Here is a 22,629-nt window from a genome sequence, read left to right as displayed (position 1 = left end):
CCGGGCCGGCGGCTCGTCTCCACCCTGCGCCCGGTGCGCCCGGCACGGCAGTGTCCCCGCGTTCCTGGGAGTGACAGGACCAGTCACCGCCGCGGGTGCCGCCGTACGGTGGTGTCATGGACGGTACGAACGCGCTCGGCGAGTTCCTGCGCGCCCGCCGGGGCCAGGTCCGGCCGGAGGACGTGGGGCTGCCCGGCTCGGGACTGCGCCGCGTGCCGGGGCTGCGCCGCGAGGAGGTCGCGATGCTCTCCGGCATCAGCTCCGACTACTACCTGCGCCTGGAGCAGGGCCGCGACCGCAATCCCTCCGTGCAGGTACTCGAGGCCATCGCCCGGGTGCTGCGGCTGGACTCCGACGCCACCTCCTACCTCCTCGGCCTCGCCCAGGACCGGCCCCGCGACACCCGGCGGGGGGCACGCACCACGCCGGCGCGCCACCGGGAGCAGGTGCCGCAGGGCCTGCTGCACCTCATCGACGGCTGGCCGCGCAACCCCGCCTACATCCAGAACCGCTACACCGACTGCCTGGCCGCCAACGCCCTGGCCGCGGCGCTCACCCCCAACTACCGCCCCGGCGTCAACCTGCTGCGGGCCGTCTTCCTCGACCCCGCCGAGCGCACGCTGCGCCGGGACTGGGACGCCCTCACCGAGGAGGGCGTGGCCGCGCTGCGCGCTTACGCGGGGCCCGAGTCCGACGACCCGCGGCTGCGCGACCTGGTCGGTGATCTCTCGCTGCGCAGCGACCGCTTCCGGACGCTCTGGGCCCGGCACGAGGTGCGGCCCCGGCGCGGCCGGCTCAGCAGACTGAGCCACCCTCAGGTGGGCGACCTGGACCTGTACTCGGAGAAGCTGACCGCGGACGGCACCGGCGGACTCACCCTGGTGGTCTTCCACGCCGAGCCCGGCAGCCGCAGTGCCGATCTCCTGGACATCCTCGGCAGCCTCGCCGCGCCCCGCTCGGCCGCCCGGGAACCCGCCGAGGAGCCGTAGCGGAGGAAGGCCGGAAGGCCGTCGCGGAGGGCGCCGGGGTGCGGGCGCGCGGAGCACGGTCGCGGGAAGGTCGCGGCGCACGGGGCCCTGGTGTCACGATCGGTCGTGGAGCCGGTTCGGACGACCAACGGAGCGCGCATGACGACGCACAGGGCCACGGCGAAGCACACCGGACAGGCGGCAGGTGCCGGGGGCGTCGAGGTTCGCCCGGTAGCCGGGCACATCGGCGCCGAGATCACCGGCGTCGATCTCGCCGGCCCGCTGGACGACGCGGTGGCCGCCCTGATCAGGGACGCGCTGCTGCGCTGGAAGGTGGTGTTCTTCCGGGGGCAGGAGCTGGACCACGCCGGGCACGTCGCCTTCGCCCGCCGGTTCGGCGAGCCGGTCGTCCTCGGCCGGCGGGGCAGCGCCTCACCGGAGGGCTTCCCCGAGGTGGAGACCACCGCCGACCGGCTGGAGCTTGGCGGACGCTTCGGCATGGAGCACGAGGAGTGGCTACGGCGGCGCCGGCACACCCTGCTGCGCGGCTGGCACTGCGACCACGGCGCCCGCGTCGACCCGCCGGCCGCCACCATCCTGCGCGCCGAGACCGTGCCGCCGTACGGCGGCGACACCACCTGGGCCAATCTCGCAGCCGCCTACGCCGGGCTCTCGGCGCCGGTCCGCGCCTTCGTGGACGGGCTGCGCGCCGAGCACCGGCTCGGCGTCGGCTACCAGCCACGGCCCGGCGACGACGCCTACCTACGCCACCTGCTGGACCATCAGGTCGCCTCCGTGCACCCCCTGGTGCGGGTGCACCCGGAGACGGGCGAGCGCGTGCTGTACGTCAACGGCTACTACCTGGAGCAGATCACCGAGGTCTCCCGCCCCGAGAGCGCGGCCCTGCTGGAGATGCTGCTCGAGCAGGCGGTACGCCCCGAGTACACGGTCCGCTTCCGCTGGGAGCCGGGGAGCGTCGCCTTCTGGGACAACCGGGCCACCATCCACCTGGCTCCGAGCGACAACACCCACCTCGGGTTCCCCCGGATCATGCACCGGGTGATGCTCGCGGGCGACGTCCCGGTGGGCGTGGACGGCAGGCCGTCCGAACCGGTCACCGGTACGGAGGCGGGCCGCTGGTGAGCCGGGGGGCCACCGGCCCCGCGCCCGCCCTCGTGGCTCATGTCAGCGGGATCGTGACCTCGTCCTCGACCGGCGGATCCAGTTCCTGGGCGCGGTTGCCGGTCGCGGCGAAGCAGCGCAGCCGCACCGCCTCCGCGGTGACGTCCAGGCGCAGGAAGGACTTGAAGAACGGCGGGCTGTACGTGACCGAACCCGGCGAGAAGAGCTGGGTGTAGAGCTTGCGGACGGGCAGCCGGAACCGGGGGGCCCGGTCGGGCTTGCGGCCCGCCCCCAGCAGGCTCGCGACCAGCCGGACCCGCCGGGTGATCCGGGCGTCCGGACCCGGCGCCCGGCGGGGCTCGATGCCGAGACGTTCCGCCACCACCGCCGTCGCCTCGTCCTCGGTGAGGGTGAAGAAGCGGCGCAGCCGCAGCCGCCTTGCGTACACCCGGCTGTAGAAGGCCAGCGAGTCGCCGCGCAGCGGGTAGCAGCGGAACTCCCGCTCGGTGACACCGGCGACGGACACCCGGGGGATGGTGTGCGTGGCGTGCATGAACGCGCCACCACCGCCCGAGACCACGTACTGCACGGTGCGGCCGTCCACGTCGACCGGATAGCGCTGGTAGTTGTGGATGTCGCCGCCGATCGCGGCCACGTAGTGGTGCTCGGGGTCGCGCACGATGTCGTCGACCGTGCCGCCGCCCTCGACGGCGCAGGGGTGGTGCTCGCCGTCCACGTACAGCGGGGAGCCGGTGATGAGGATCTTGGGCTTCGGTCCCCGGGACACCTCCCGCAGCCACGCGCCCTGCTCGGCGTCGACCGTGCCGAGCAGTCCGGTGTCGATGCCGACGATCCGCACCGGTCCGGCGTCGATCGCCCAGTAGGGTCCCGGCTGCACGGCCCGCTGCTCCGGCGCCGAGCGCAACGCCCTTGCCACGGCCAGGTGTTGGCCGTCCGACGGGCGTGCCCGGTGCCACAGCAGGGTGCGCCACCAGGCTCGCGTCAGCGGGCGGGGCCGCGGTTCAGGGGCGGCCGGGGGAGCGTCGGCGCAGAAGACCCGCATGAACGCGCCGAGGTCCTCGTACCAGTCGTGGTTGCCCGGCACCGCGTATATGGGCGCGGGATAGTCCTGGTACGGCCGGAAGAACTTGGCGCCGTAGTCGTCCGCGCTGCCGACGGGGTAGATGACATCGCTCGCGATCACCGCGAACTCCGTGTCCCGGCCCGCCTTCAGGAAGCCGGGCACGGTGGCGTACTGGGAGGCGCCGCCCTCGCCGGTGTCCCCGACGACCATGAAGGAGAAGCGGTCCGGCACGTCCCGCCGCACCACCTTGTCCGCCGGCGCCCCGGCCGCCTCCCGCCCGGCCACCAGGCGGCTGCGGGTACGGCCGGTCGGGTCGCCGAACCATGACGCGAGCACCCCGTTGCGGGCGGCCCACAGGACCCTCGGATCCAGCCAGGACAGCTTTTCCACGTGGACGGGCATCAGCCGCTGGTAGAGGCCGGGTTCGGAGGGGCCCCAGCCGGCGCCCCGGGCGGTATCGCGTGAGGATTCAGACACGCGAGCACGGTAACAACGCCCCTGTGAACGCCCGCAGGGTGGGACCCGGCGTCAAGTGCTGGTAAAATCAGGCGACTTCGCGGTTCGGCGCTGCCGACACCGTCTTCACCGGGCCCTGCGCCGCACGATGCGCCGGCCCGGCGCGGCGAGAGCATCCGGGCCCGCCCGGCCGTCGCCGGGGCAGGGTAGGGAAAACCCTTGAATTGCCTCTGACGCTGCTGACATGCGCGAGTCAAAACTGTCATTCTCCCCCAGCACGCAGTCGGTTTCGCGTGCAAGCACCACGCGCTCCCCACACAGTTCAGCTCGTCCCGGACAGCACACCCGTCTGCCCGGGTCTTCACCGGCCGCTACCCGGCGGCCGCAGCAGGAGGAAATCGAGTGAGTCGTCTTCCCCACAGACGGGCCCTGGCCGGAGCCGCACTGGTCTCCACCGCGGCCTTCCTCGCCGTCGGCATCCAGTCGGTGCCGGCCGCCGCAAAGCCCTCCGCTCCCCACGCCGGCCACCTGCGCACCGGCGGCCTGGAGGCCAAGCTCTCCCCGGCCCAGCACGCCAAGCTGGTCAAGAGCGCCCAGCAGAAGACCGCCACCACCGCCCGCTCTCTCGGTCTCGGCGCCAAGGAGAAGCTGGTCGTCAAGGACGTCGTCAAGGACAACGACGGCACCCTGCACACCCGTTACGAGCGCACCTACGCCGGGCTCCCCGTCCTCGGCGGCGACATCGTGGTGCACACCCCGCCGGCCTCCGTGGCCAAGGGCACGGTGAGCGCGACCTTCAACAACAAGCACACCATGAAGGTCGCCTCCACCACCGCGACCTTCAGCAAGGGTGCCGCCGCGACCAAGGCCCTGAAGGCCGCGAAGGCCCTCGACGCGAAGAAGGCCACCACCGACAGCGCCCGCAAGGTGATCTGGGCCGGCGACGGCACCCCGAAGCTCGCCTGGGAGACGGTGATCGGCGGCCTCCAGGACGACGGCACGCCCAGCGCGCTGCACGTCATCACCGACGCCACCACCGGCAAGGAGCTGCACCGCTACCAGGCCATCCAGACCGGTACCGGCAACACCCAGTACAGCGGCTCGGTCAGCCTCAGCACCACGCTGTCCGGCTCGACGTACCAGCTCTACGACACCACGCGCGGCGGCCACAAGACGTACTCCCTCAACGGGGGAACCTCCGGCACCGGCACGCTGATGACCGACTCGGACGACGTCTGGGGCACCGGGGCCGGCTCCAACACCCAGACCGCCGGCGCCGACGCGGCCTACGGCGCCCAGGAGACCTGGGACTTCTACAAGAACACCTTCGGCCGCAGCGGCATCAAGAACGACGGTGTCGCCGCCTACAGCCGGGTCCACTACAGCAGCGGCTACGTCAACGCGTTCTGGGACGACAGCTGCTTCTGCATGACCTACGGTGACGGCACGTCCAACACCCACGCGCTGACGTCGCTGGACGTGGCCGGCCACGAGATGAGCCACGGCGTCACCTCGAACACCGCGGGCCTCGACTACAGCGGCGAGTCCGGCGGCCTGAACGAGGCCACCTCCGACATCTTCGGCACCGGCGTTGAGTTCTACGCCAACAACTCCACCGACGTCGGCGACTACCTCATCGGCGAGAAGATCAACATCAACGGCGACGGCACCCCGCTGCGCTACATGGACAAGCCCAGCAAGGACGGCGGCTCCGCCGACAGCTGGTACTCCGGCGTGGGCAACCTGGACGTCCACTACTCCTCGGGCCCCGCGAACCACATGTTCTACCTGCTGTCCGAGGGCAGCGGCAGCAAGGTCATCAACGGGGTCACCTACAACAGCCCGACCTCGGACGGCGTCGCCGTCGCCGGCATCGGCCGCGCCAAGGCGCTGCAGATCTGGTACAAGGCGCTGACGACCTACATGACGTCGAGCACCAACTACGCCGGTGCCCGCACCGCCGCCCTGAACGCGGCCGCCTCGCTGTACGGCACCAACTCCGTCGAGTACGCCGGGGTGGGCAACGCCTTCGCCGGTATCAACGTCGGCAGCCACATCAACCCGCCGAGCAGCGGCGTGACGGTCACCAACCCGGGCAGCCAGAGCGCCACCGTCGGTACCGCGGTCAGCCTGCAGGTCCAGGCGAGCAGCACCAACAGCGGCGCCCTCACCTACAGCGCCACCGGTCTTCCGGCCGGCCTGTCGATCAACAGCTCGACCGGCCTGATCTCCGGTACGCCCACCACCGCCGGCTCCTCCAGCACCACGGTGACGGTGAAGGACTCCACCGGCGCGACCGGCACCGCGACCTTCGGCTGGACGGTCAGCACCACCGGCGGTGGCTGCTCCTCGTCCCAGCTGCTGGCCAACCCGGGCTTCGAGTCGGGCAGCACCGGCTGGACGGCGACGAGCGGTGTCATCACCACCGACACCGGTGAGGCGTCGCACGGCGGCTCCTACAAGGCCTGGATGAACGGCTACGGCAGCACCCACACCGACACCCTGTCCCAGTCGGTGACCATCCCCGCGGGCTGCAAGGCGACCCTGACCTTCTACCTGCACGTCGACTCCGACGAGACCACCACCAGCTCGCAGTACGACAAGCTGACGGTGACCGCCGGTTCGAAGACCCTGGCGACCTACTCGAACCTCAACAAGGCCTCGGGTTACTCCCAGAAGTCCTTCGACCTCTCCTCGCTGGCGGGCCAGACGGTCACGCTGAAGTTCAACGGCGTGGAGGACTCCTCCCTGCAGACCAGCTTCGTCGTGGACGACACCGCCCTGACGACCGGCTGATCACGGCATCACCGCATGAAGCGGTCCCGCACCCCGGAGCTCCTCCGGGGTGCGGGACCGTTCCATGTCTCAGCTCAGCGGATCCAGCGTCAGATACGCCTGCTGCGGGCCGCCGTCGTGCACCAGCGACTCCTGGTTGCCGACGTCGTCGAAGGCGAAGGCGTACGCCTTGCCGTCGGCCATCTGGGAGTGGACGGCACGCGCGTAGTGGTTGGTCACGCCGTCCTGGTAGAAGCCGGCCGCCGAGGTGTCGGGCTGGTTGGGGTTGCTCAGCAGCGTGGAGCGGTTGAAACCGGCGCACAGCGTACGGGATATGGGGCCGCGTACCTGGTCGTTGGGCGCGTCCAGCAGCTTGTGGCAACCGAAGACGCTGGAGGCGTCCGGCTTCTGGAAGCTGGTGACCACCGAGCCGGAGGAGTTGGTGAAGTTCATGACGTTCCCCGACACCCGGCCGAAGTACTTGGTGTTCGGCTGGGCGGTGAAGGGGGTGACGGTCAGGGTCGACGTCGAGTACTTCTGCCACACCCGGTTGACGTAGTCGTCCATGACGTTCGCCGGCAGGGCCCCGGTCTCCACCCCGTAGAGCGGGGAGAGCGCACGCAGCACGGTGCCGTCGGAACGGGTCTGGACCAGGCCGGACCAGCCGCCCGACTGGCTGCGCAGGGTGTTGAACACCGCGTTGTAGCCACCGGACTTCAGGTGCCCGGTGGTGCTCACGCTGCCGTCCGCGCGCTGCACCCCGACCGCGTACGGCGCCGAGAACATGTCCACCTGGGTGCTGTTGAGCCACAGACCCGAGTCGTTCAGCGTGTACTCCGACCAGTTGAACAGGATGTTCCTGTTGGGGTCGGAGGGGTTCTGCACGGCCGGCTGCACCAGGCCGCCGGTGGTCAGCCGGAAGTCGAGCTTCTGGCCGTACGAGAAGTAGATCCGGCCGGAGAACTTGGGTATCCGGATCGTCTTCGACTGTCCGGGCGCCGGGCCGGCGATCGCCGCGTCCGGCGCCGGGGTCGGCGGATTGCCGCCCGCGGGCCAGGCGTGGAAGGTGCCGCTCTCGTCGGCCCAGCCCTGCCGTCCCGAGGACAGCTGGGTGCCGAGGTCGTATACGTACACCGGCTCGGAGCGGCCCGAGTTGTTGGTGATCTTCAGGGGGATGGTGTCCGCGACGGCGGCGCCGGCGCGGTCCGGCGTGCCGAGCGCGAGCACGCCGCCCACCAGGGCCGCCGCGGCCGCCAGGGGCAGCACGGGACGCGTATGACTGGGGAGCACTCTCCACCTCCGTGTGGGGTCGGGGTGGTACGACTGTTGGTCCGTACCTGTTCTGAGAGCGCTCTCAGCGTTACGGCCGATCACGTGCATGTCAATGATTTGGACAGGATCCGGGTGGCGTCCGCGGCCGGGCGGACGCCACGGCGAGCGTCAGAAGGCGCGTTCCAGCAGAGCGAGCAGGGCGGCCCAGTGCCGTTCGTCGGCCTCCCGGTCGTAGGCGGTGGTGTCCGCCTGCGTGTAACCGTGCCCGGCCCCCGGATAGACCTCGGAGGTGTGCCGCACACCGGCGGCGGTGAGTGCGTCCGTCAGGCGCCGGATCTGCTCCTCGGGCATGGACCGGTCCTGGTCGGCGTGGCCGAAGTACAGCTCGGCGGTGATGTGCCCGGCCCCCAGGTGCGGGCTGTCGGGGGCGTCGGTGGCGAGCCGTCCGCCGTGGAAGCCGGCCGCGGCCGCGACCCGGTCCGGGTGGGTGGCCGCCGTCCGCAGGACCAGCCGGGCGCCCATGCAGTACCCCGTCAGCGCCACCGGGCCGTCGGCGACCAGGGGACTGCCGGCGAGCCAGTCCAGGTAGGCGTCCGCGTCCCGCCGGGTCTGGTCAGGGGTGAGGGAGGCCATGACCGGGGCGATCCGCTCCCAGATGGTCGGGTCGGCCGACGTGTCGATGAACTCCGGCACCTCCCCGATCGGGGTGCGGCCGTGCCGGTAGAAGACGTTGGGCACCAGCACGGTGTAGCCGGCCGCCGCGAGCCGGTCCGCCATCGAGCGCAGCTGCGGGCGCAGCCCGTACGCGTCCTGGTAGAGGAGGACTCCCGGTCGCGGCCGCCCGTCGGCCGGATGGGCGAGATAGGCGCCGGCGACGCCGTCCGCGGTCGGAATGTCGACGTCGGTGCCCTGTACGTCCGTCATGATGTGGAGCCTCCCGGGTGGATCGGCCGAGGCGGGCACAGGTGCCCGCCGGCCTCGCGTGCGCGCCTCATGCTGCCACGCAAGATCCATCCGGCCCGAACGGCCCGCCCGTCACTCGAAGCGTGCGGTGTCCCCGGCGCCCCGCCGGACGATCTCGGCCTCCCCGCCGGAGAAGTCCACCACCGTCGTCGGCTCGGTGCCGCAGTCCCCGGAGTCGACCACCGCGTCCACCACGTGGTCGAGCCGGTCCTTGATCTCCCAGCCCTGGGTCATCGGCTCCTCCTCGTCCGGCAGCAGCAGGGTGCTGGACAGCAGCGGCTCACCCAGTTCGGCCAGCAGGGTCTGGGTGACCACATGGTCGGGGATGCGCACGCCCACCGTCTTCTTCTTCGGGTGCAGCAGCTTGCGCGGCACCTCGCGGGTGGCCGGGAGGATGAAGGTGTAGCTGCCCGGGGTCGACGCCTTGATGGCCCGGAACACGTCGTTGTCGACGCGCACGAACTGGCCGAGCTGCGCGAAGTCCCGGCACATCAGCGTGAAGTGGTGCCGGTCGTCCAGGTGGCGGATCGAACGGATCCGGTCCATGCCGTCCCGGCTGCCGATCTGGCAGCCCAGCGCGTAGCAGGAGTCGGTCGGGTATGCGATGAGCGCTCCCGAGCGCACCGCGTCGACGATCTGGCCCATGCTGCGCGGCTGCGGGTTCTCGGGGTGCACGTCGAAGTACTTCGCCATCCGCCGAGCTTAATGCCCTTCCCGGGGCGCCGCGGGCACGGCCGGGCCGCGGCGCCGTCACGGACGTCCCTCCCCGCCCCTTCGGCGGCATGCCGGACTCGTTGCGGGCGGCCGTGGTGGCGGGCAGCGAGCGGGCGTTCATGGACGGGCCGCACGCGTCCGCCGTGGTCACCGGTGTGCTCTGCCTGCTGGCGCGCTCCGCGCGGTGGCCGGAACGCGGCGCTCGCCGGGCGCGGAAACCGGTGACCGGAGCTCCGGAAGCGACTGACGGGCCGGCACCGGAAGTCCCCGTGAATTCGTGTGGTGTAGGACGAGAATCAGGGGGCATCCGAAGGAAGAGCCGCCCGGGGCCTCCCCCCGCCACCGGGCTGCGGCGCCTCCGCCGGCGGTCCATTCCCCCCCGGACCGCCGGCGGAGCCATGTCCGCGGGCACGGCCGGCGGCGCGAAGCGGCGCTTCGGGTAACGTCCACGTCCGAAACCCGAGGTCAACGCGAGGACGAGGAGGGGCACGACGTGGCCGGCCGAGCCGACGATGGCCCCCACGCCGAGGAGCCGTACGCCACCGACTGGGCCGAGCAGTTGCTCGACCACCTGCGCCCGGCCGCCCGCGACCCGCACCGGGTCGCCACCTGGCTGGGACAGGTACTGCGGGCGACCGTGTGCCTCCGGGACGCGCACGGCGGTCTCCTCGCGGGCGAGCCGCTGCCGCTCGACGCCGCCGTGCTCGCCGACATGGGCGGGGGTCGGATCTCCTCCGCCGCCCTGGACGACGGCGAGCGCCACGTCCGCATGGTCGCGGTACGGCACCGCGAGCAGGGACCGGGCGCCGTGCTGGCCGTGGTCCGCGGCGACCCCTTCGACCGGCGCGCCGCCGAGCTCGTGACCCGCGCCGCCGGCGTGCTCGAACTCCTGCTGCGCCACCGGGAGCTGACACACGCCGGGCGCCGGCTGCACCGGGCCACGGCCGACCTGCGGCTCGCCATCCTGCAGCTACTGATGGTGGAGGACATCGTCTCCGCCCGACGGGTCGCCGCGGGCCTGTGGCCGGGCGCGCTCGAGGGTGACACCGCCCGGGTGTACGTGGTCGAGAGCGCGCCCGCCGAGCGGGACGCGCTCGCCGGCGCCTGCGCCGACGCCACCGACGGCCAGGCACTCGTCGTACGCTGCCCCGCCGTGGACGGCCATGTCATCGTCGTCAGCCCCGAGCCCACGGCGGGGCAGCGGCTGCGGTCCCTGATCGACGGCCGGTCCGGCATCTTCCTCGGCGGCAGCCTGCGCCAGCACCTCGCCCGCACCGCCACCGCCTACGGCCAGGCCGTCAGCGCGCTCGCCGTCGCCCGCTTCCGCCCGGACCGGACGGCCGTCTACGCCGAACGCACCCAACCCGAGCGCCTCATGGACCCGGCGGTGCTGCACACCTGGTCCGCCGGAGTGCTGCGCCCCCTCGACACCCTGCCCCACCACACCCGCGCCGAACTCCTCGCCACCACCCGTCTCGGCCTGGAGTTCACCGCCGTGAGCGCGGCCAAGGTGCTCGGCGTCAGCCGCAACACCGTCCGCGCCCGCATGGACCGCGTCGAGACGCTGATCGGCACGGACTTCTCCGGCCTCACCACCCGAGCCGCCGTCCGGCTCGCGCTCAACTCCGAGGCGGCGCGCGGCCCGTACGATCCCGGCGGCACGGCACCCGGCCCGTCGTCCGGCGTCCGGCTCGGCGACCTCCTCGCCCCGCCCGCGCTGCGCGGCTGGGCCGGGGACCTCCTCGGCCGCCTGGACGGCGACGGCCGCGATCTGCGCCGCACCCTGCGCGCCTGGCTCGCCGCCGACGCCAACGCCGAACGCGCGGCTCGGGAACTGGGCGTCCACGCCCAGACCGTGCGCGAGCACGTGCGGGCCGCCGAACCCGTGCTCGAGCGCCAGTTGCTGGCCGGCGGGAGCGACCTGTACGAGGTGGTCCTCGCCCACCTCGCCACCGGCGCCCTCACCGTCCCCGGCCTCGGCGGGGCGAACCAGGGCGTACCGGACTCGACTGTGCACGAGTGAGCCCCCGGCGCCGCCGGAAGGGCACGGGCGCGGTACCCGTCGCCGTGTCCCGCGCGTAACGTCGGCGGTCCGCGGGGCACGACCGGCACGGGGGACCGGTCGGGGCCCCGCCCCCAGCTCTGCGGCCCGGCCCGGCCGGTCTCACCGCGCGGCGGGTTCGGCCGGCAGGTTGAACACGTGACCGGGGGAGATGACCTTCGTGATCGCCTGCCCGACCAGGGTGCTCGGCTCCTCGTTGTCATGGTCGATGTCGGTGTTGAGGGCCACCACGAGGGTCGTCCGTGCCTCGGGCAGATAGATGGTCAGGGTCTCGTAGCCCGGCAGCGAGCCGTTGTGGCCGATCCACCCCTGCACATCGAAGATCCCCAGCCCGTACCCGGCGCCCGGGATCGGTGTGGGCGGTGTGACGAGCCGCTGCGCCTGCGCGGCCGGGCTGATCATCCGCCGGCCGTCCGGGAAGCGGCCGGTCGCCACCGTGGGCGCCCAGGTCCGCAGATCCCCCAGGGTGGAGATCATGGCGCCGGCCGCCCACCCCCACGACGGGTTCCAGTCGGCCGTGTCCTGCACCTTGCCGTCGGCCGTCTGGTCCGTGTAGCCCTGCGGGTGCGGGGAGGGGAACTGCGCGCCGGACGGGAACGAGGTGTCCTTCATCCCGGCCGGGACGAGGATGTGCCGGCGGATGTAGTCCCCGAGGTCCTGACCGCTCTGCTTCTCGACGACCAGGCCGAGCAGGATGAGATTGGTGTTGCTGTAGTAGAACTTCCGCCCCGGCGGGAACATCACCGGGTGCTTGAAGGCGTAGCCGAGCAACTGCCGGGGTGTGAAGGGGCGTTGCGGATCTGAGGTGAGTGCCTTGAAGAAGCCGTCGTCCTCGGAGTAGTTGAACAGCCCGCTGCGCATCCCGGCCAGCTCGCGCAGGGTGATCCGGTCCCCGTTCGGCACGCCGTCGACGTACTTGCCGATCGGGTCGTCCAGGCCGGCCTTCCCCTCGTCCACCAACTGGAGCAGCGCCGTCACGGTGAACGTCTTGGTCTCGCTGCCGATCCGGACGTACATGTCCGGCGTCATCTTCCGGCCGTCGCTCTTGTCGGCCACGCCGAAGGAACGGACGTGACTGCCGCGGTCCGGCGTCCAGACACCGACGGTCACCCCGGGCACGTTCGCGGTGCGCATCACCTGCCGTACGGCGGCGTCGAGTTGCCGGGTCACATCGGGGGTGAGGGCGCGGACGGCGTCCGGTCCGGAGGGGGAGGGGCTCGGCGAGCCGGTGGCGGACGCGGCGGGTACGGCGGCCTGTGCCGCCCCGGCGGAAGCGCCGGTGAGCGGTACCGTCAGTGTCCCCACCACGACGGCGACCGTGGCCCCCCTGCGCAGGCGTGCGAGCGGGTGCGACATGGGCGACTCCAACCACGTAAGAGCCGGACGTGCGGTGGGCGAGACGTCGGAGCCCTGCCTGCTCAGCATAGGGGTGCCGACCGCACCCCGCCCGTCGGCAGGGTGGCGGCGCGGTCGCCCGTAACCCGCCCAACTCGTGGCGGGACGACGGCCTTCGGGGCGGTGCGCTAACGGCCGCACAGGGGAGCCGTGACCGCCAGCATGCCGTTGGCCTGCCGCAGCGCCGTCTCCAGGGTGCCGGGCGTGTGCAGCGCGCCGGTGCCGTCCGGCGGGACCAGCCACTCCAGGGAGCGGGCGGGCCGGTACGGCGGCGGCACGGCGACCCAGGACCCCTTGGTCGCGTACCGCAGGCCGGCGCCGACCCAGCCGCCGGCGGGGTCGGGGGGCAGGAAGAACCCGACCCGCCCCGCGGTGGTGTCCACCAGGGTCGGGCCGGGCACGGGCAGCGCGGGCCGCCACAGCAGGTCCAGGGTGAGCAGACCGAGCCGGTCGGGCACGCTCAGCACGTCCCAGAAACGGCCCGCCTCCAGGACCGAGATGCCGTCGTCGTGATCCCACTCCCATTTGCAGGCCCGCGGATCGGCCGCCGCCGCGGCGAGCCACTCCACGCCCCGCATCCACATCGCGTTCGTCATGCACTGCTCCGGGTGATGTTCGCTCGTCCGCCCGCGGCGCGGGAAACGGTCATGACCGGGCACTCGGTGCGCGCGCACGCCAACCCGGCATATGCATGCTGGTAGATATTTCTATCTGGCGGAAGGGGTGGCGCAGCCTGGCGTTTGAGGGGTGCGTTCGACGTCCCCGCGTCCAGTCGTCGAGGGCGGCGGAAACGGTCGCGGTGACAGTCGATTCGAGCGCCGTGAATTGTTCATGGCGTGATTCCAGTCGTACGCTCCCGCTGTTCCGTCGCCCAGTACGGACCGAGGCACAGCATGGACCCCGGGCCGGACCGGCGCAGTGAGAAAGGACGGCCGGCCCACATGGACGAGATCGACCGCGCCATCCTGCGCGAGCTGCAGGCCGACGGCCGCATCGCCTACGCCGACCTCGGCCCCAGGGTCGGCCTGTCCGCCTCGGCGGCCAGGCAGCGACTGCAGCGCCTGCTGGATTCGAGGGCCGTCCAGGTCGTCGGCGTCACCGACCCGATGGCCATGGGCGGCCAGGCGATGGCCCTGCTCGGCATCGGCGTCGACGGTGACCCGCGGACCGTCGCCGACGCGCTCGCCACACGCCCCGAGGTGGTCTACTCGGTGTTCACCGCCGGCGGCTTCGACCTGTTCGTGGAGGTGGTCGCGCCGGGCCCCAGGGATCTGCTGGACTTCGTCAACGACGTGGTCCGGCCCGTCGAGGGCGTCCGCGAAATCCAGTCCTTCCCGTACTTCGGGATCCACACCCACCGGTTCCTCTGGGCCGTGGGCTGACCGGTGCGGCACGTCGCCAGGCACCGGTGCGCCGGTCAGGTGGCCTGCGGCCGGGGGGCGAGCACCAGCATGGTCGCGTCGTCGCGGACCTCGAAGCCGAGCCGGGCCAGGTCCTCCCACACCGCCCCGGGCAGCTCGGCGGGGCCGGCGGTGGCCAGGTGGGCGAGCCGCTCGGGCAGCGGATAGAAGGCGCCGGCGCCGTTCCGCGCCTCCCAGACCCCGTCCGAGGCCAGCAGCAGCCGGTCGCCCGCGGCGAGGGCGAGCGTGACCTCCTTCGGCGGATCGAGGCCGACCAGCCCGATGCCCAGCGGCGGACCCGGGGTCACGGTCGCCTCCCGGGCCTGCCCCTCGTGCAGCAGCACGGGCGGCGGATGACCGCAGGCCACGACCCGCACCGCGCCGGCGTCGCCGGCGAACTCCAGCAGTACGGCGGTGGCGAACAGCTCCGTCTGCCCGTCGCCCGCGGCGTCCATCCCGAGTCTTCGGTCCATCCTGGCCGCGACCGCCTCCAGGTCCGGCTGGTCGAGGGCCGCCTCGCGGAACGCGCCCAGCAGCGACACCACCGTCGCCATAGCCGCCAGGCCGTGTCCCCGCACGTCACCCATCACCGCGCGGACACCGCAGGGCCCGTCGCGCACGTCGAAGAAGTCGCCGCCCACCAGCGTCCCGTCCTGAGCGGCCCGGTAGAAGCCGGCGCAGCCGATCCGCCCGACCCGCTCCGGCAGCGGTGGCATCACGGCCCGCTGCACGGCCTCCCCGATCGCCCGCTCCACCATCAGCTGGGCGTCCCGGTGACTGCGCACGTAGGACACGAACACGCTCAGCACAGCGACGAACACGATGGTGAGCAGGTCGGTGTTGCCGGGGCGGTTGAGATGCGTGGCCGGCAGGTGGAGCACCACGACGACCGCGCCGCCGAGAGCGGCTGTCCCCCAGGGCCCGTACGAAAGCACCGCGAGCGGTGGGATCGCGCCCAGCAGGAACCCGAGATCACTCGCCTGCGGGGTGGTGAGCGTGGCCACGGTCACCGCCACGAGCAGCAGCACCGGCAGCACCCGCACCCACCGCGGCGGTGGCGCACCCCGCAGCCAGCCGCGATCCTCCACATCCCTACGCGACGCCCCGCCGCGCACCGAAGTCACACTCCCACGCTACGCCGCCCCCGGGCCCCTCACCTCCCTCCGCGGACCCGGCCGGACCGACCGGGTCCCTCGCCCGAGGGCTCCCCGTGCGGCCGGTGTCCGTCAGGCGGTCGTCGTGCGCCCGGCCGCCAAGGGGTCCGCCGGCCGGTGCACGACGGGCCCGCCATGCGAGGGGCGGGCCGCCGGGCGCGGAGCGTGCCTGGCCGGACTAGTCGGTCGTGCGGTCGGCCAGGCGGCCCTCGGCCATGGAGAGGATCTCGGTGACGCGGAGGCCGAAGACGGTGTCACAGGGGTGCGGGCGGCCGGTGCGGGCCGCGGCAAGGAGGGCGTCGGCGGCGCGGGTGAGAGCGGGGACCGCGCCCTCGGAGCTCCTCGGCAGCACCGCCGTCCCCGCCTCCCCGCGCAGCTCCAGGTCGGCCCCGGCCGCCGCCGGCGGGGCCGTGAGGCTCAGGGTGAGCGTGCTCGACGCGCCGGTGGCGTGGTCGAGGACCAGGTGCACGGTGTCGGCGGGGCCGTGCGCCGCGGCCGCCACCTGCCGGACATCGCCGAGCACCGGCAGCAGCAGGGAGAGCGCGTGCGGACCCACGTCCCACAGCGCGCCCTTCTCCCGCCGCCAGGGGGAGTGCGCGAACGGGCTGTCACCGGTGAACACCGCCCCCAGCCACTGTGCCCGAGCCGTGAACCAGCCCGCCGTGGCGGCCTGTTCCTCGATCCACGCCTCCGGCTCCTTCTGGAAGCGGGTGGTGAAGAAGACCACGGAGGCCACCTGGGCCCGTTCCACCGCCTCGACGACAGCCCGCCCCTCGGCCACCCCCGCCGCCAGCGGCTTGTCCAGCAGCAGATGACGGCCCGCCCGGGCGGCCCGCACCGCCAGCTCCGCCTGTACGGAAGGCGGCAACGCCATCGCGACCGCGTCCACGTCGGCGAGCAGGGCGTCCACGTCGTCGTACGCGCGCACCCCGTACCGCTCCGCCAGCTCGGCGGCCGCCTCCGGGCGGCGGCCCCACACCCCGGTGAAGTCCAGACCGGGGTGCCCGGCGAGGGCGGGGGCGTGGGCCGCCTGGGCCCACGGGCCCGTTCCCAGCAGTCCGATGCGCATGTCGTCTTCCTTTCTCCGGACCGGACCCGACGGCGTCACGACGCCGCGTCCCGGTCGCCGCCCGCGTCCGGCGCCGCCGGCTCGCCGTCGCCCGCCAGCCACCGCGCGATGGTCTCGGCGATCGGCTGGCCGGTGTCCATCTCCACGAAGCCGAACTGGCCCGACTGGTTGCACTCCAGGAACCACCAGATCCCGTCCGTGTCCTCCGCGAAGTCGAAGGCGCCATAGGCGAGTTCGGCGTCCTTCATATAGCGGTGGACGGCCTCGGCGACGCGTGGCGGCACCTCCGCCGGGAGCCAGGGCGAGACCGACGGCGCGAAGCGCACGTCCACGTCGTCGGGGTCGCCGTCCGGATCGGCCGGCTTGCGCGCGGCCAGCAGCCGGTCGCCGACGACCGTGAGCCGGATGTCGGCCAGCTTCGGTATCCGCCGCTGCAGCAGGGTGGGGCCGAAGGCGACGGCGGCGAAGTCCGTGTCCGGCGCGACCCGGCTGGTGGGCACCGCACGCGGCGGCTCCTGCGGATGCGCGCCGGAGACCGGCTTGACCACCAGGTCCGGGAAGCGCTCGGCGAACTCCCGGGCCGCCTGCGGGAAGGTCGTGATCAGCGTCGCCGGCACGGGGAGGCCGCTGTCCTGCGCCAGCCGCAACTGCCAGGGCTTGTGCCGGGCGCGGCGGGCAGCGTCCGGATGGTTCATCCAGCGTGCCCCGGTGGAGCGCAGCATGCCGTACAGCGCCTGGGCGGACTCCTCCGTCAGCCAGGCGGACGGCTGGACGGCGCGGGCGGCCGCTTCCCCCGGCCTGCGCACCCAGACGGAGCGCAGTCCGCTCATGCTCACCAGGCGCCCGCCGACGGACAGATGCCCGCGACAGGCGCCGTGCACGAACTCGCCCGACAGGGCGACACCGTTGGTGAGATCGGCGGGATCCAGCCGGACCACGGGCACACCGGTCTGGCGCAGCCGGAGCACCACCATGTCCGCCGTCACGTCCTCTTCACTGGTCAGGATGAGCACGGTCATCTTCCGTGGGCCCGCGGTCAGTCGTCGAAGTGCGTCTTGGACCCGGCCGTGGAGGTCGTTGTCCCCAATGCTCTCAGCGTGGCGTGGTCGGTGGCGGCGATCCGCCCGTCCGGGAGGACGTTCAACTGCAGTCCGGAGTCGTACGCGTACGGAACGGTGACGTCCAACTGCACAGCGGGGCGCGCGTAGTTGAGCGTGAACGGTTGCATTGGTCTCTCCCTGATTCGGCCTTCACGTCCTTATACGAGTCGAACGGGTGATTGGTTTCCTTACGCTCCGTAACCATGGTCGGAAGCAGGGCCGTTGAAGACGTCAGGTACTAGGACGCCGGCAGGGGCCGCGACGCTGCGCGTGGTCGCAGGGGATTCATCCGGCCAGGGCCCCGCGTGCCGCGGCGACGGCCTGTTCCGCGTATCCGCGTCCGAACAGCACCACGTGCACCATCAGCGGAAAGAGCTGGTGCAGACCGACCCGGCCCGGCCAGCCGTCCGCCAGGGGCGCGGTCTCCGCATAGCCGGCCAGCACCCGGTCCAGCCGTGGGCAGCCGAAGAGTTGGAGCATCGCCAGGTCGGTCTCGCGGTGCCCGCCGTGCGCGGCCGGGTCGATGATCCGTACCTCCCCGTCGGCGCCCCACAGCACATTGCCGTTCCACAGGTCGCCGTGCAGCCGGGCGGGCGGCTCGGCCGGCCCGGCGAGCTCCGGCAGCCGCGCGCAGACCCGCTCGACCAGGGCGGCTTCCTCGTGCCGCAGGGTGCCGCCGTCGACCGCGGCCCTCAGGTACGGCAGCACGCGGTGTTCGGAGTACCACGTGGGCCAGTCGGCCGCCGGGGCGTTGCGCATGGGCGCGGCGCCGATGTACGCCTCGGTGGGGCCGCCGGGCGGCGGCGCGCCGAACGCGGGCGCTCCGGCGGCGTGCAGGGCGGCCAGGGCGCGGCCGAAACGCAGCGCCGCCGTGTCGTCCGGCTGCCCGGTCGGCACGCGCTCGCTGACCAGCCACCGCTGGTCATGGCCGAGCACCGCCGGCACCCGCACCGCGTCCGCCTCGCCCAGCCAGCGCAGCCCGGCCACCTCGGCGCGCACCGCGCCCGGGGCGTCGCCGCGCTTGACCATCACCACCGTGCCGCCTTCGAGCGTCACTTCGGCCGGCGACCCGGACGGCGCCGGCGAAGCCATGGCCCGGCGCCCGGTGAGCCGGGACGCCACCCGACCTGGTTCCTCGTCTCGGTTGACCACGGCCTCAGCGTACGACCCGTGAACGAGCCCTATCCGAGGACGCTTCGGCCATTGTCCCGGCCGGTTTCAGCCGGATTCGGGCAGTTCGGCGGCTGTCACCGCCCCGCGGTCTGCCACTGGGGCAGCCCCACCGGGTTGCCGGGCGGCAGCAGCCCCGACTCCCCGACGGCGCGGGCCAGCGGCTCCAGCAGCCGGGCCAGGCGTCCGGTGCGCTCCGCGCCCAGCGCGCGCCACGGACGCCCGGCCGCCTCGTCGGTCCGCCGCTCGACGAGTGCCCGGCCCGCGACGCCGGCGCGGGTCAGTGAACCGTCCGCGGCGAGGAACCCGCGCTCGCGCAGGGCGTCCTCGGCCCCCGTCCAGTCCTCCGGCCCCCACCTCCGGGTCTCCCGCAGGAACGGCCCGTCCGACTCACCGGCGGCCGCCTTGAGCGCCATGGCCTCCAGCGGACCGATCCCCAGGCTCACCAGCACCGCGACATGCCCGTCACCCCGGTGCTCCCGCAGTGTCGTCACCGCCTGCCACAGCCGCGCGGTCGCCCGCCCGGGCCGCTCCAGAGCCTGGTTGGCGGCGGCCAGCACCCGGCCCGTGGTGTCCGCCGCCGAGGCCGCCTGCCACGCGAGGTCGGCCGCCTCCGCGAACTCCGCGGACCGCGCCACCTCCGTCCCGAACAGGCGGGTCATCGCCGCGTCCATGGCCTCCTCACGGGCCGCCAGCACCTGCGCCGGAGCGGCGTACTTCCAGGCGTCGGGCAGCGCGCGGGCGACCCGGGCGGGGTGGAAGACGTAGAAGGAACTCGTCACCACGCACGGGGCCACCGGGCCCAACGGGGCGGCGCGCAGCGCGAAGTACCCCATCCAGTACCCGCGCATCCCGAGCCCGTCCGCCGCCTGCCGTGCCTCGGGCGCGAAGTACACCAGATCGTGCACCGGCTCGAACCGCTCCCACATGTCCCGCGCCGTCGCGTCCATCACCGCTTCCTCCCACCACGTCGCCCTGCCGGCCACCGCCGGTCCGAACCGCCTCCGAACCGTCGAACAGCCTGCTCTATGACGCCGGTCATAACAAGAGGCGCCCGGGCGCCCGCACGGACGGGGGCACGGCGTCGCGGGCTCAGTGCGGCACTGCCCGGACCCGGCCCACGGCGTTGCCGAGCAGCTCGGTGAACCACACGCCCCCGTCGGGGCCCGCCGTGACGCGGAACGGCACCCCCTCGGCGCCGCCCGGCACCGGGAAGGAGGTGATCACGCCGCCCGCGTCGATCCGCCCGATCCGGCCGGCCTGGTCGGCGTACCACACCCGGCCGTCGGGCCCGCGTGTGATCCCGGCCGGGACGCTGTCCGGATCGGGCGGCCGGAAACCGGTGACACGGCCGGAGGAGTCGATCCGGCCGACCGGGTCCGGGCCCGACATGGTGAACCACATGCCACCCGGCCCGGCGACGATCGCGTCCGGGAAAGCCCCGTCGCGGGGCAGCGGGAACTCGGTGATCCCCCCGGTGACGCCGATCCGCCCGATCCTGCCGCCGGCCGGTTCCGTGAACCACAAAGCGCCGTCGGCGCCCGCCGCGATGGAACGGACGGCGGCGTCCGGGGTCGGCACCGGGTACTCGGTGACGCGGCCGGAGGTGGTGATCCGGCCGATCCTGTTGCCGTTCTGCTCGGTGAACCACAGGGCGCCGTCCGGCCCGGTCGCGATGCCGGCCGGGAAGCCGCCCGGCGTCGGCACCCGGAACTCCGTGAGCCGCCCGGAGGTGGTGATCCGGCCGATCCGGTTCGCCTTCGCCTCGGTGAACCACAGCGCCCGGTCGGGTCCGGCCGTGATGTCGAGGGGGAGGCTGTCCGGGCCGGAGGCGGGGAAGTCGGTGACGTCGCCACCGGCGCTGATCCGCCCGATGCGGCCGGCCCCCGACCCCGCGAACCACAGTGCCCCGTCAGGCCCGGTGGTGATGCCGGCGGGAAGCGTGCCGGCGGTGGTGGTGATCGGATGCACCGTCACATCGCCCACGTCCGCCCGGGCCGGAGCCGTGACCGAGGCGGCCCCGATCAGCGCGCCCAGCGAGACCGCGAGGAGGCGGCGGGCCGGGTGCCGGCCGGCCTGGGTGACGCGGGGCATGGAGCGCCCCCCTTCTCGGCGGCCCGGGGATCGGGTGCGCCGCCGTCATGTGATGCATCGTCGGTTCCCGTCATGCATGCCACCGCCGCCGTACGCCGGATCGGCCCGGTAGGGGGACCACGTGCCGGGCGCCGCGGGCCGAACGGCGCGGCCGGGTGACGCGCGGTGCCCCGGACGGAGGGTGCTCCGGCGTGTCGCTGGGACAGACGGGTGGCGCGATGACCCGGCTGGGCCGCCCGGATGGTGCGCGCTCACGGCCTGGCTGACGGTGGTTCATGTCGAGACCGGGTCCATTCAGCTGATGACGTATCCGCTGCCCGGCCACGGCGGAAGGACACCGATATGCGCTCTGCCCGCATTCTTCTCGCCACGGCGGCCGCCTCCGCCGCCCTGGCCTTCGCCACGCCCGGTGCGGCTTTCGCCGCGCCGGCCGCGGACGGCGGAGGCCGGGACGACTCCTCGTACAGCAAGGAGCACGACAGCGACTCCGACAGCGGTTACGACAAGGGTTCCGGCCGGGACCACGACAAGGGCTCCGGCAAGGGTTCCGGCAAGGACTACGACAACGACTACAGCAGCGAGGACGACGGCGGCCGCAGCCACGACGGGCCGCGCGGCGGAATGCACACGGGCGGCGGTGCGCTCGCCACGGTCCGCGGTGGTGACGACTGGGGCTCGGGCGACGACAGCAGGTTCGACCCGGAGACCTACCGGGACAAGGACAAGGGCGGCGGCAAGGAGGGCGGCGGCGGCAAGGAGGGCGGCGGCAAGGAGGACGGCGGCGGGAAGGACGACTGGGGCGGCAAGGAAGACGGAGGGGGCAAGGACGACTGGGGCGGCGGCGAGCACGGCAAGCCGCGCGGCGGCATGCACACCGGAGGCGGTGCCCTCGCCTCTCCGGGTGTCACCGCGGGCGGTCTGGCCGTTCTCGCCGTAGGCGCCACCGGCGTGTACGCGCTGCGCCGCAAGAAGGCCGCCGAGCCGGCCTCCTGACCGGCCCCTTCTCCGCTCAGGGCCGTGTACGCCGCCGGCGCCCCCGCGCCGGCGGCCCGCGCCCCGCGAGAGCCCGACGCCTGTGCTGCCGTGCCCGAGTGAGGTGATGTCCGATGGCAGCAGACCCCTCTTCCCCGGACCCCTCCTCCCCGGACCCCTCGACCCCGGCCGCCGGGCAGGCCCAGACCGCGCAGAGCGCCGGCCGCGGCGGGCGGCTGACCCTGTGGGGCGTCGCGATCGTCTTCATCGCCGTCAGCGTGTTCGGCGGCCACGGCGGTGACGGTGACGTCCCGCAGACACCCGGTGGCACGACGGTGAGCGCCGGCACACCGGCCGGTACCGAACAGCCCGGTACGGATCGGGCGGAGCGGTCGCTGCCCCGAGCCACTCCGACCCGTCTGGTCATCCCGAAGATCTCGGTGGACGCTCCCTTCACTCCCCTCTCCCTCGCCTCCACCGGGCAGCTCCAGCCACCGCCGGCGGCCGACACCAACCTCGTCGGCTGGTACGTCGACGGCGTCACGCCCGGCGAGAAGGGCACCGCGATCATCGCCGGCCACGTGGACACCGTGACGTCGGCCGCCGTCTTCGCCAACCTCTATGAGCTCGCGGCCGGTGACCGGTTCACCGTGGACCGGGCCGACGGGCAGAAGGCGGAGTTCGTCGTGGACGACACGGAGACCTTCGCCAAGGACGCCTTCCCCAGCGACCGTGTCTACGCCGACACCGACCGCCCCGAGGTCCGGCTCATCACCTGCGCGGGGGACTACGACCACACGGTGCGGGACTACACCGACAACCTGGTCGTCTTCGCCCACCTGGTGTGAGGGACCGGGCC

Annotated in this window: 20 protein-coding genes; 7 read left to right on the top strand and 13 right to left on the bottom strand. The window is 73.2% G+C overall.

Going from position 1 to position 22,629, the window contains the following annotated elements; genetic code table 11:
• Positions 1-116: 116 nt before the first annotated feature.
• Positions 117-989: a helix-turn-helix domain-containing protein gene (locus tag ACZ6B1_RS28725; protein WP_468783058.1), complete on the top strand. Its 873-nt coding sequence runs from the start codon at positions 117-119 to the stop codon at positions 987-989.
• A gap of 138 nt (positions 990-1,127) precedes the next feature.
• A complete protein-coding gene (locus tag ACZ6B1_RS28720) occupies positions 1,128-2,111 on the top strand; it encodes a TauD/TfdA dioxygenase family protein (RefSeq protein WP_468783056.1) in 984 nt (327 codons plus the stop codon).
• Positions 2,112-2,148: 37 nt separating this feature from the next.
• Here ACZ6B1_RS28720 and ACZ6B1_RS28715 read toward each other — a convergent pair whose 3' ends face one another.
• Entirely contained in the window at positions 2,149-3,651 is a 1,503-nt protein-coding gene (locus tag ACZ6B1_RS28715; protein WP_468783054.1) for a metallophosphoesterase family protein, read from the bottom strand.
• A gap of 381 nt (positions 3,652-4,032) precedes the next feature.
• On the opposite strand from ACZ6B1_RS28715, the gene ACZ6B1_RS28710 reads away from it, so the two are divergent.
• A complete protein-coding gene (locus ACZ6B1_RS28710) occupies positions 4,033-6,426 on the top strand; it encodes a M4 family metallopeptidase (RefSeq protein ID WP_468783053.1) in 2,394 nt (797 codons plus the stop codon).
• A gap of 69 nt (positions 6,427-6,495) precedes the next feature.
• Here ACZ6B1_RS28710 and ACZ6B1_RS28705 read toward each other — a convergent pair whose 3' ends face one another.
• The 3 genes from ACZ6B1_RS28705 to ACZ6B1_RS28695 all read right to left on the bottom strand — a co-directional run bounded on the left by ACZ6B1_RS28705 (position 6,496) and on the right by ACZ6B1_RS28695 (position 9,333).
• A complete protein-coding gene (locus tag ACZ6B1_RS28705; RefSeq protein ID WP_468783051.1) occupies positions 6,496-7,695 on the bottom strand; it encodes a glycoside hydrolase family 64 protein in 1,200 nt (399 codons plus the stop codon).
• A gap of 150 nt (positions 7,696-7,845) precedes the next feature.
• The gene (locus tag ACZ6B1_RS28700; protein WP_468783050.1) at positions 7,846-8,601 is read right to left on the bottom strand and encodes a dienelactone hydrolase family protein; all 756 of its coding nucleotides are present in this window, start codon (positions 8,599-8,601) and stop codon (positions 7,846-7,848) included.
• 111 nt (positions 8,602-8,712) lie between these two features.
• Complete coding sequence (locus ACZ6B1_RS28695; protein ID WP_390060673.1) at positions 8,713-9,333, bottom strand: L-threonylcarbamoyladenylate synthase; 621 nt, start codon at positions 9,331-9,333, stop codon at positions 8,713-8,715.
• 514 nt (positions 9,334-9,847) lie between these two features.
• Here ACZ6B1_RS28695 and ACZ6B1_RS28690 point away from each other — a divergent pair.
• Positions 9,848-11,377, top strand: coding sequence for a helix-turn-helix domain-containing protein (locus tag ACZ6B1_RS28690; RefSeq protein WP_468783048.1), 1,530 nt, complete (start codon positions 9,848-9,850; stop codon positions 11,375-11,377).
• Positions 11,378-11,518: 141 nt separating this feature from the next.
• Here ACZ6B1_RS28690 and ACZ6B1_RS28685 read toward each other — a convergent pair whose 3' ends face one another.
• Both ACZ6B1_RS28685 and ACZ6B1_RS28680 read right to left on the bottom strand, forming a co-directional pair.
• Positions 11,519-12,772, bottom strand: a complete 1,254-nt coding sequence (locus ACZ6B1_RS28685; RefSeq protein WP_468783046.1) for a serine hydrolase domain-containing protein — start codon at positions 12,770-12,772, stop codon at positions 11,519-11,521.
• Between the two features lie 167 nt (positions 12,773-12,939).
• On the bottom strand, positions 12,940-13,407 hold the full coding sequence (locus ACZ6B1_RS28680; RefSeq protein WP_468783044.1) for a hypothetical protein: 468 nt from the start codon (positions 13,405-13,407) through the stop codon (positions 12,940-12,942).
• A gap of 345 nt (positions 13,408-13,752) precedes the next feature.
• Between ACZ6B1_RS28680 and ACZ6B1_RS28675 the strand changes: the two genes are divergently transcribed.
• Entirely contained in the window at positions 13,753-14,193 is a 441-nt protein-coding gene (locus tag ACZ6B1_RS28675; RefSeq protein WP_468783042.1) for an Lrp/AsnC family transcriptional regulator, read from the top strand.
• A gap of 35 nt (positions 14,194-14,228) precedes the next feature.
• Here the strand turns inward: ACZ6B1_RS28675 and ACZ6B1_RS28670 are convergent, their stop codons facing one another.
• From ACZ6B1_RS28670 to ACZ6B1_RS28640, 7 genes are all read right to left on the bottom strand, one after another.
• On the bottom strand, positions 14,229-15,299 hold the full coding sequence (locus ACZ6B1_RS28670) for a PP2C family protein-serine/threonine phosphatase (RefSeq protein ID WP_468783040.1): 1,071 nt from the start codon (positions 15,297-15,299) through the stop codon (positions 14,229-14,231).
• Positions 15,300-15,543: 244 nt separating this feature from the next.
• The gene (locus ACZ6B1_RS28665) at positions 15,544-16,434 is read right to left on the bottom strand and encodes a Gfo/Idh/MocA family protein (RefSeq protein ID WP_468783039.1); all 891 of its coding nucleotides are present in this window, start codon (positions 16,432-16,434) and stop codon (positions 15,544-15,546) included.
• A gap of 35 nt (positions 16,435-16,469) precedes the next feature.
• Positions 16,470-17,453, bottom strand: coding sequence for an ATP-grasp ribosomal peptide maturase (gene tgmB, locus ACZ6B1_RS28660; RefSeq protein ID WP_468783037.1), 984 nt, complete (start codon positions 17,451-17,453; stop codon positions 16,470-16,472).
• A 17-nt stretch (positions 17,454-17,470) separates the two neighbouring features.
• A complete protein-coding gene (tgmA, locus tag ACZ6B1_RS28655) occupies positions 17,471-17,662 on the bottom strand; it encodes a putative ATP-grasp-modified RiPP (protein ID WP_146468184.1) in 192 nt (63 codons plus the stop codon).
• 157 nt (positions 17,663-17,819) lie between these two features.
• The gene (locus ACZ6B1_RS28650; RefSeq protein WP_468783113.1) at positions 17,820-18,626 is read right to left on the bottom strand and encodes a fructosamine kinase family protein; all 807 of its coding nucleotides are present in this window, start codon (positions 18,624-18,626) and stop codon (positions 17,820-17,822) included.
• A gap of 155 nt (positions 18,627-18,781) precedes the next feature.
• Positions 18,782-19,654 (bottom strand): SCO6745 family protein, encoded by an 873-nt coding sequence (locus tag ACZ6B1_RS28645; RefSeq protein WP_468783036.1) that lies wholly within the window; start codon positions 19,652-19,654, stop codon positions 18,782-18,784.
• A 142-nt stretch (positions 19,655-19,796) separates the two neighbouring features.
• A complete protein-coding gene (locus tag ACZ6B1_RS28640) occupies positions 19,797-20,798 on the bottom strand; it encodes a Vgb family protein (RefSeq protein WP_468783034.1) in 1,002 nt (333 codons plus the stop codon).
• 342 nt (positions 20,799-21,140) lie between these two features.
• Here ACZ6B1_RS28640 and ACZ6B1_RS28635 point away from each other — a divergent pair, with 342 nt between their 5' ends.
• Positions 21,141-21,791 (top strand): hypothetical protein, encoded by a 651-nt coding sequence (locus ACZ6B1_RS28635; protein WP_468783032.1) that lies wholly within the window; start codon positions 21,141-21,143, stop codon positions 21,789-21,791.
• Positions 21,792-21,904: 113 nt separating this feature from the next.
• A complete protein-coding gene (locus tag ACZ6B1_RS28630; protein ID WP_468783030.1) occupies positions 21,905-22,618 on the top strand; it encodes a class F sortase in 714 nt (237 codons plus the stop codon).
• Positions 22,619-22,629 lie beyond the last annotated feature (11 nt).

Source organism: Streptomyces sp. NPDC041129, assembly GCF_055592265.1.
This window is presented reverse-complemented; position numbering and strand designations above follow the sequence as displayed.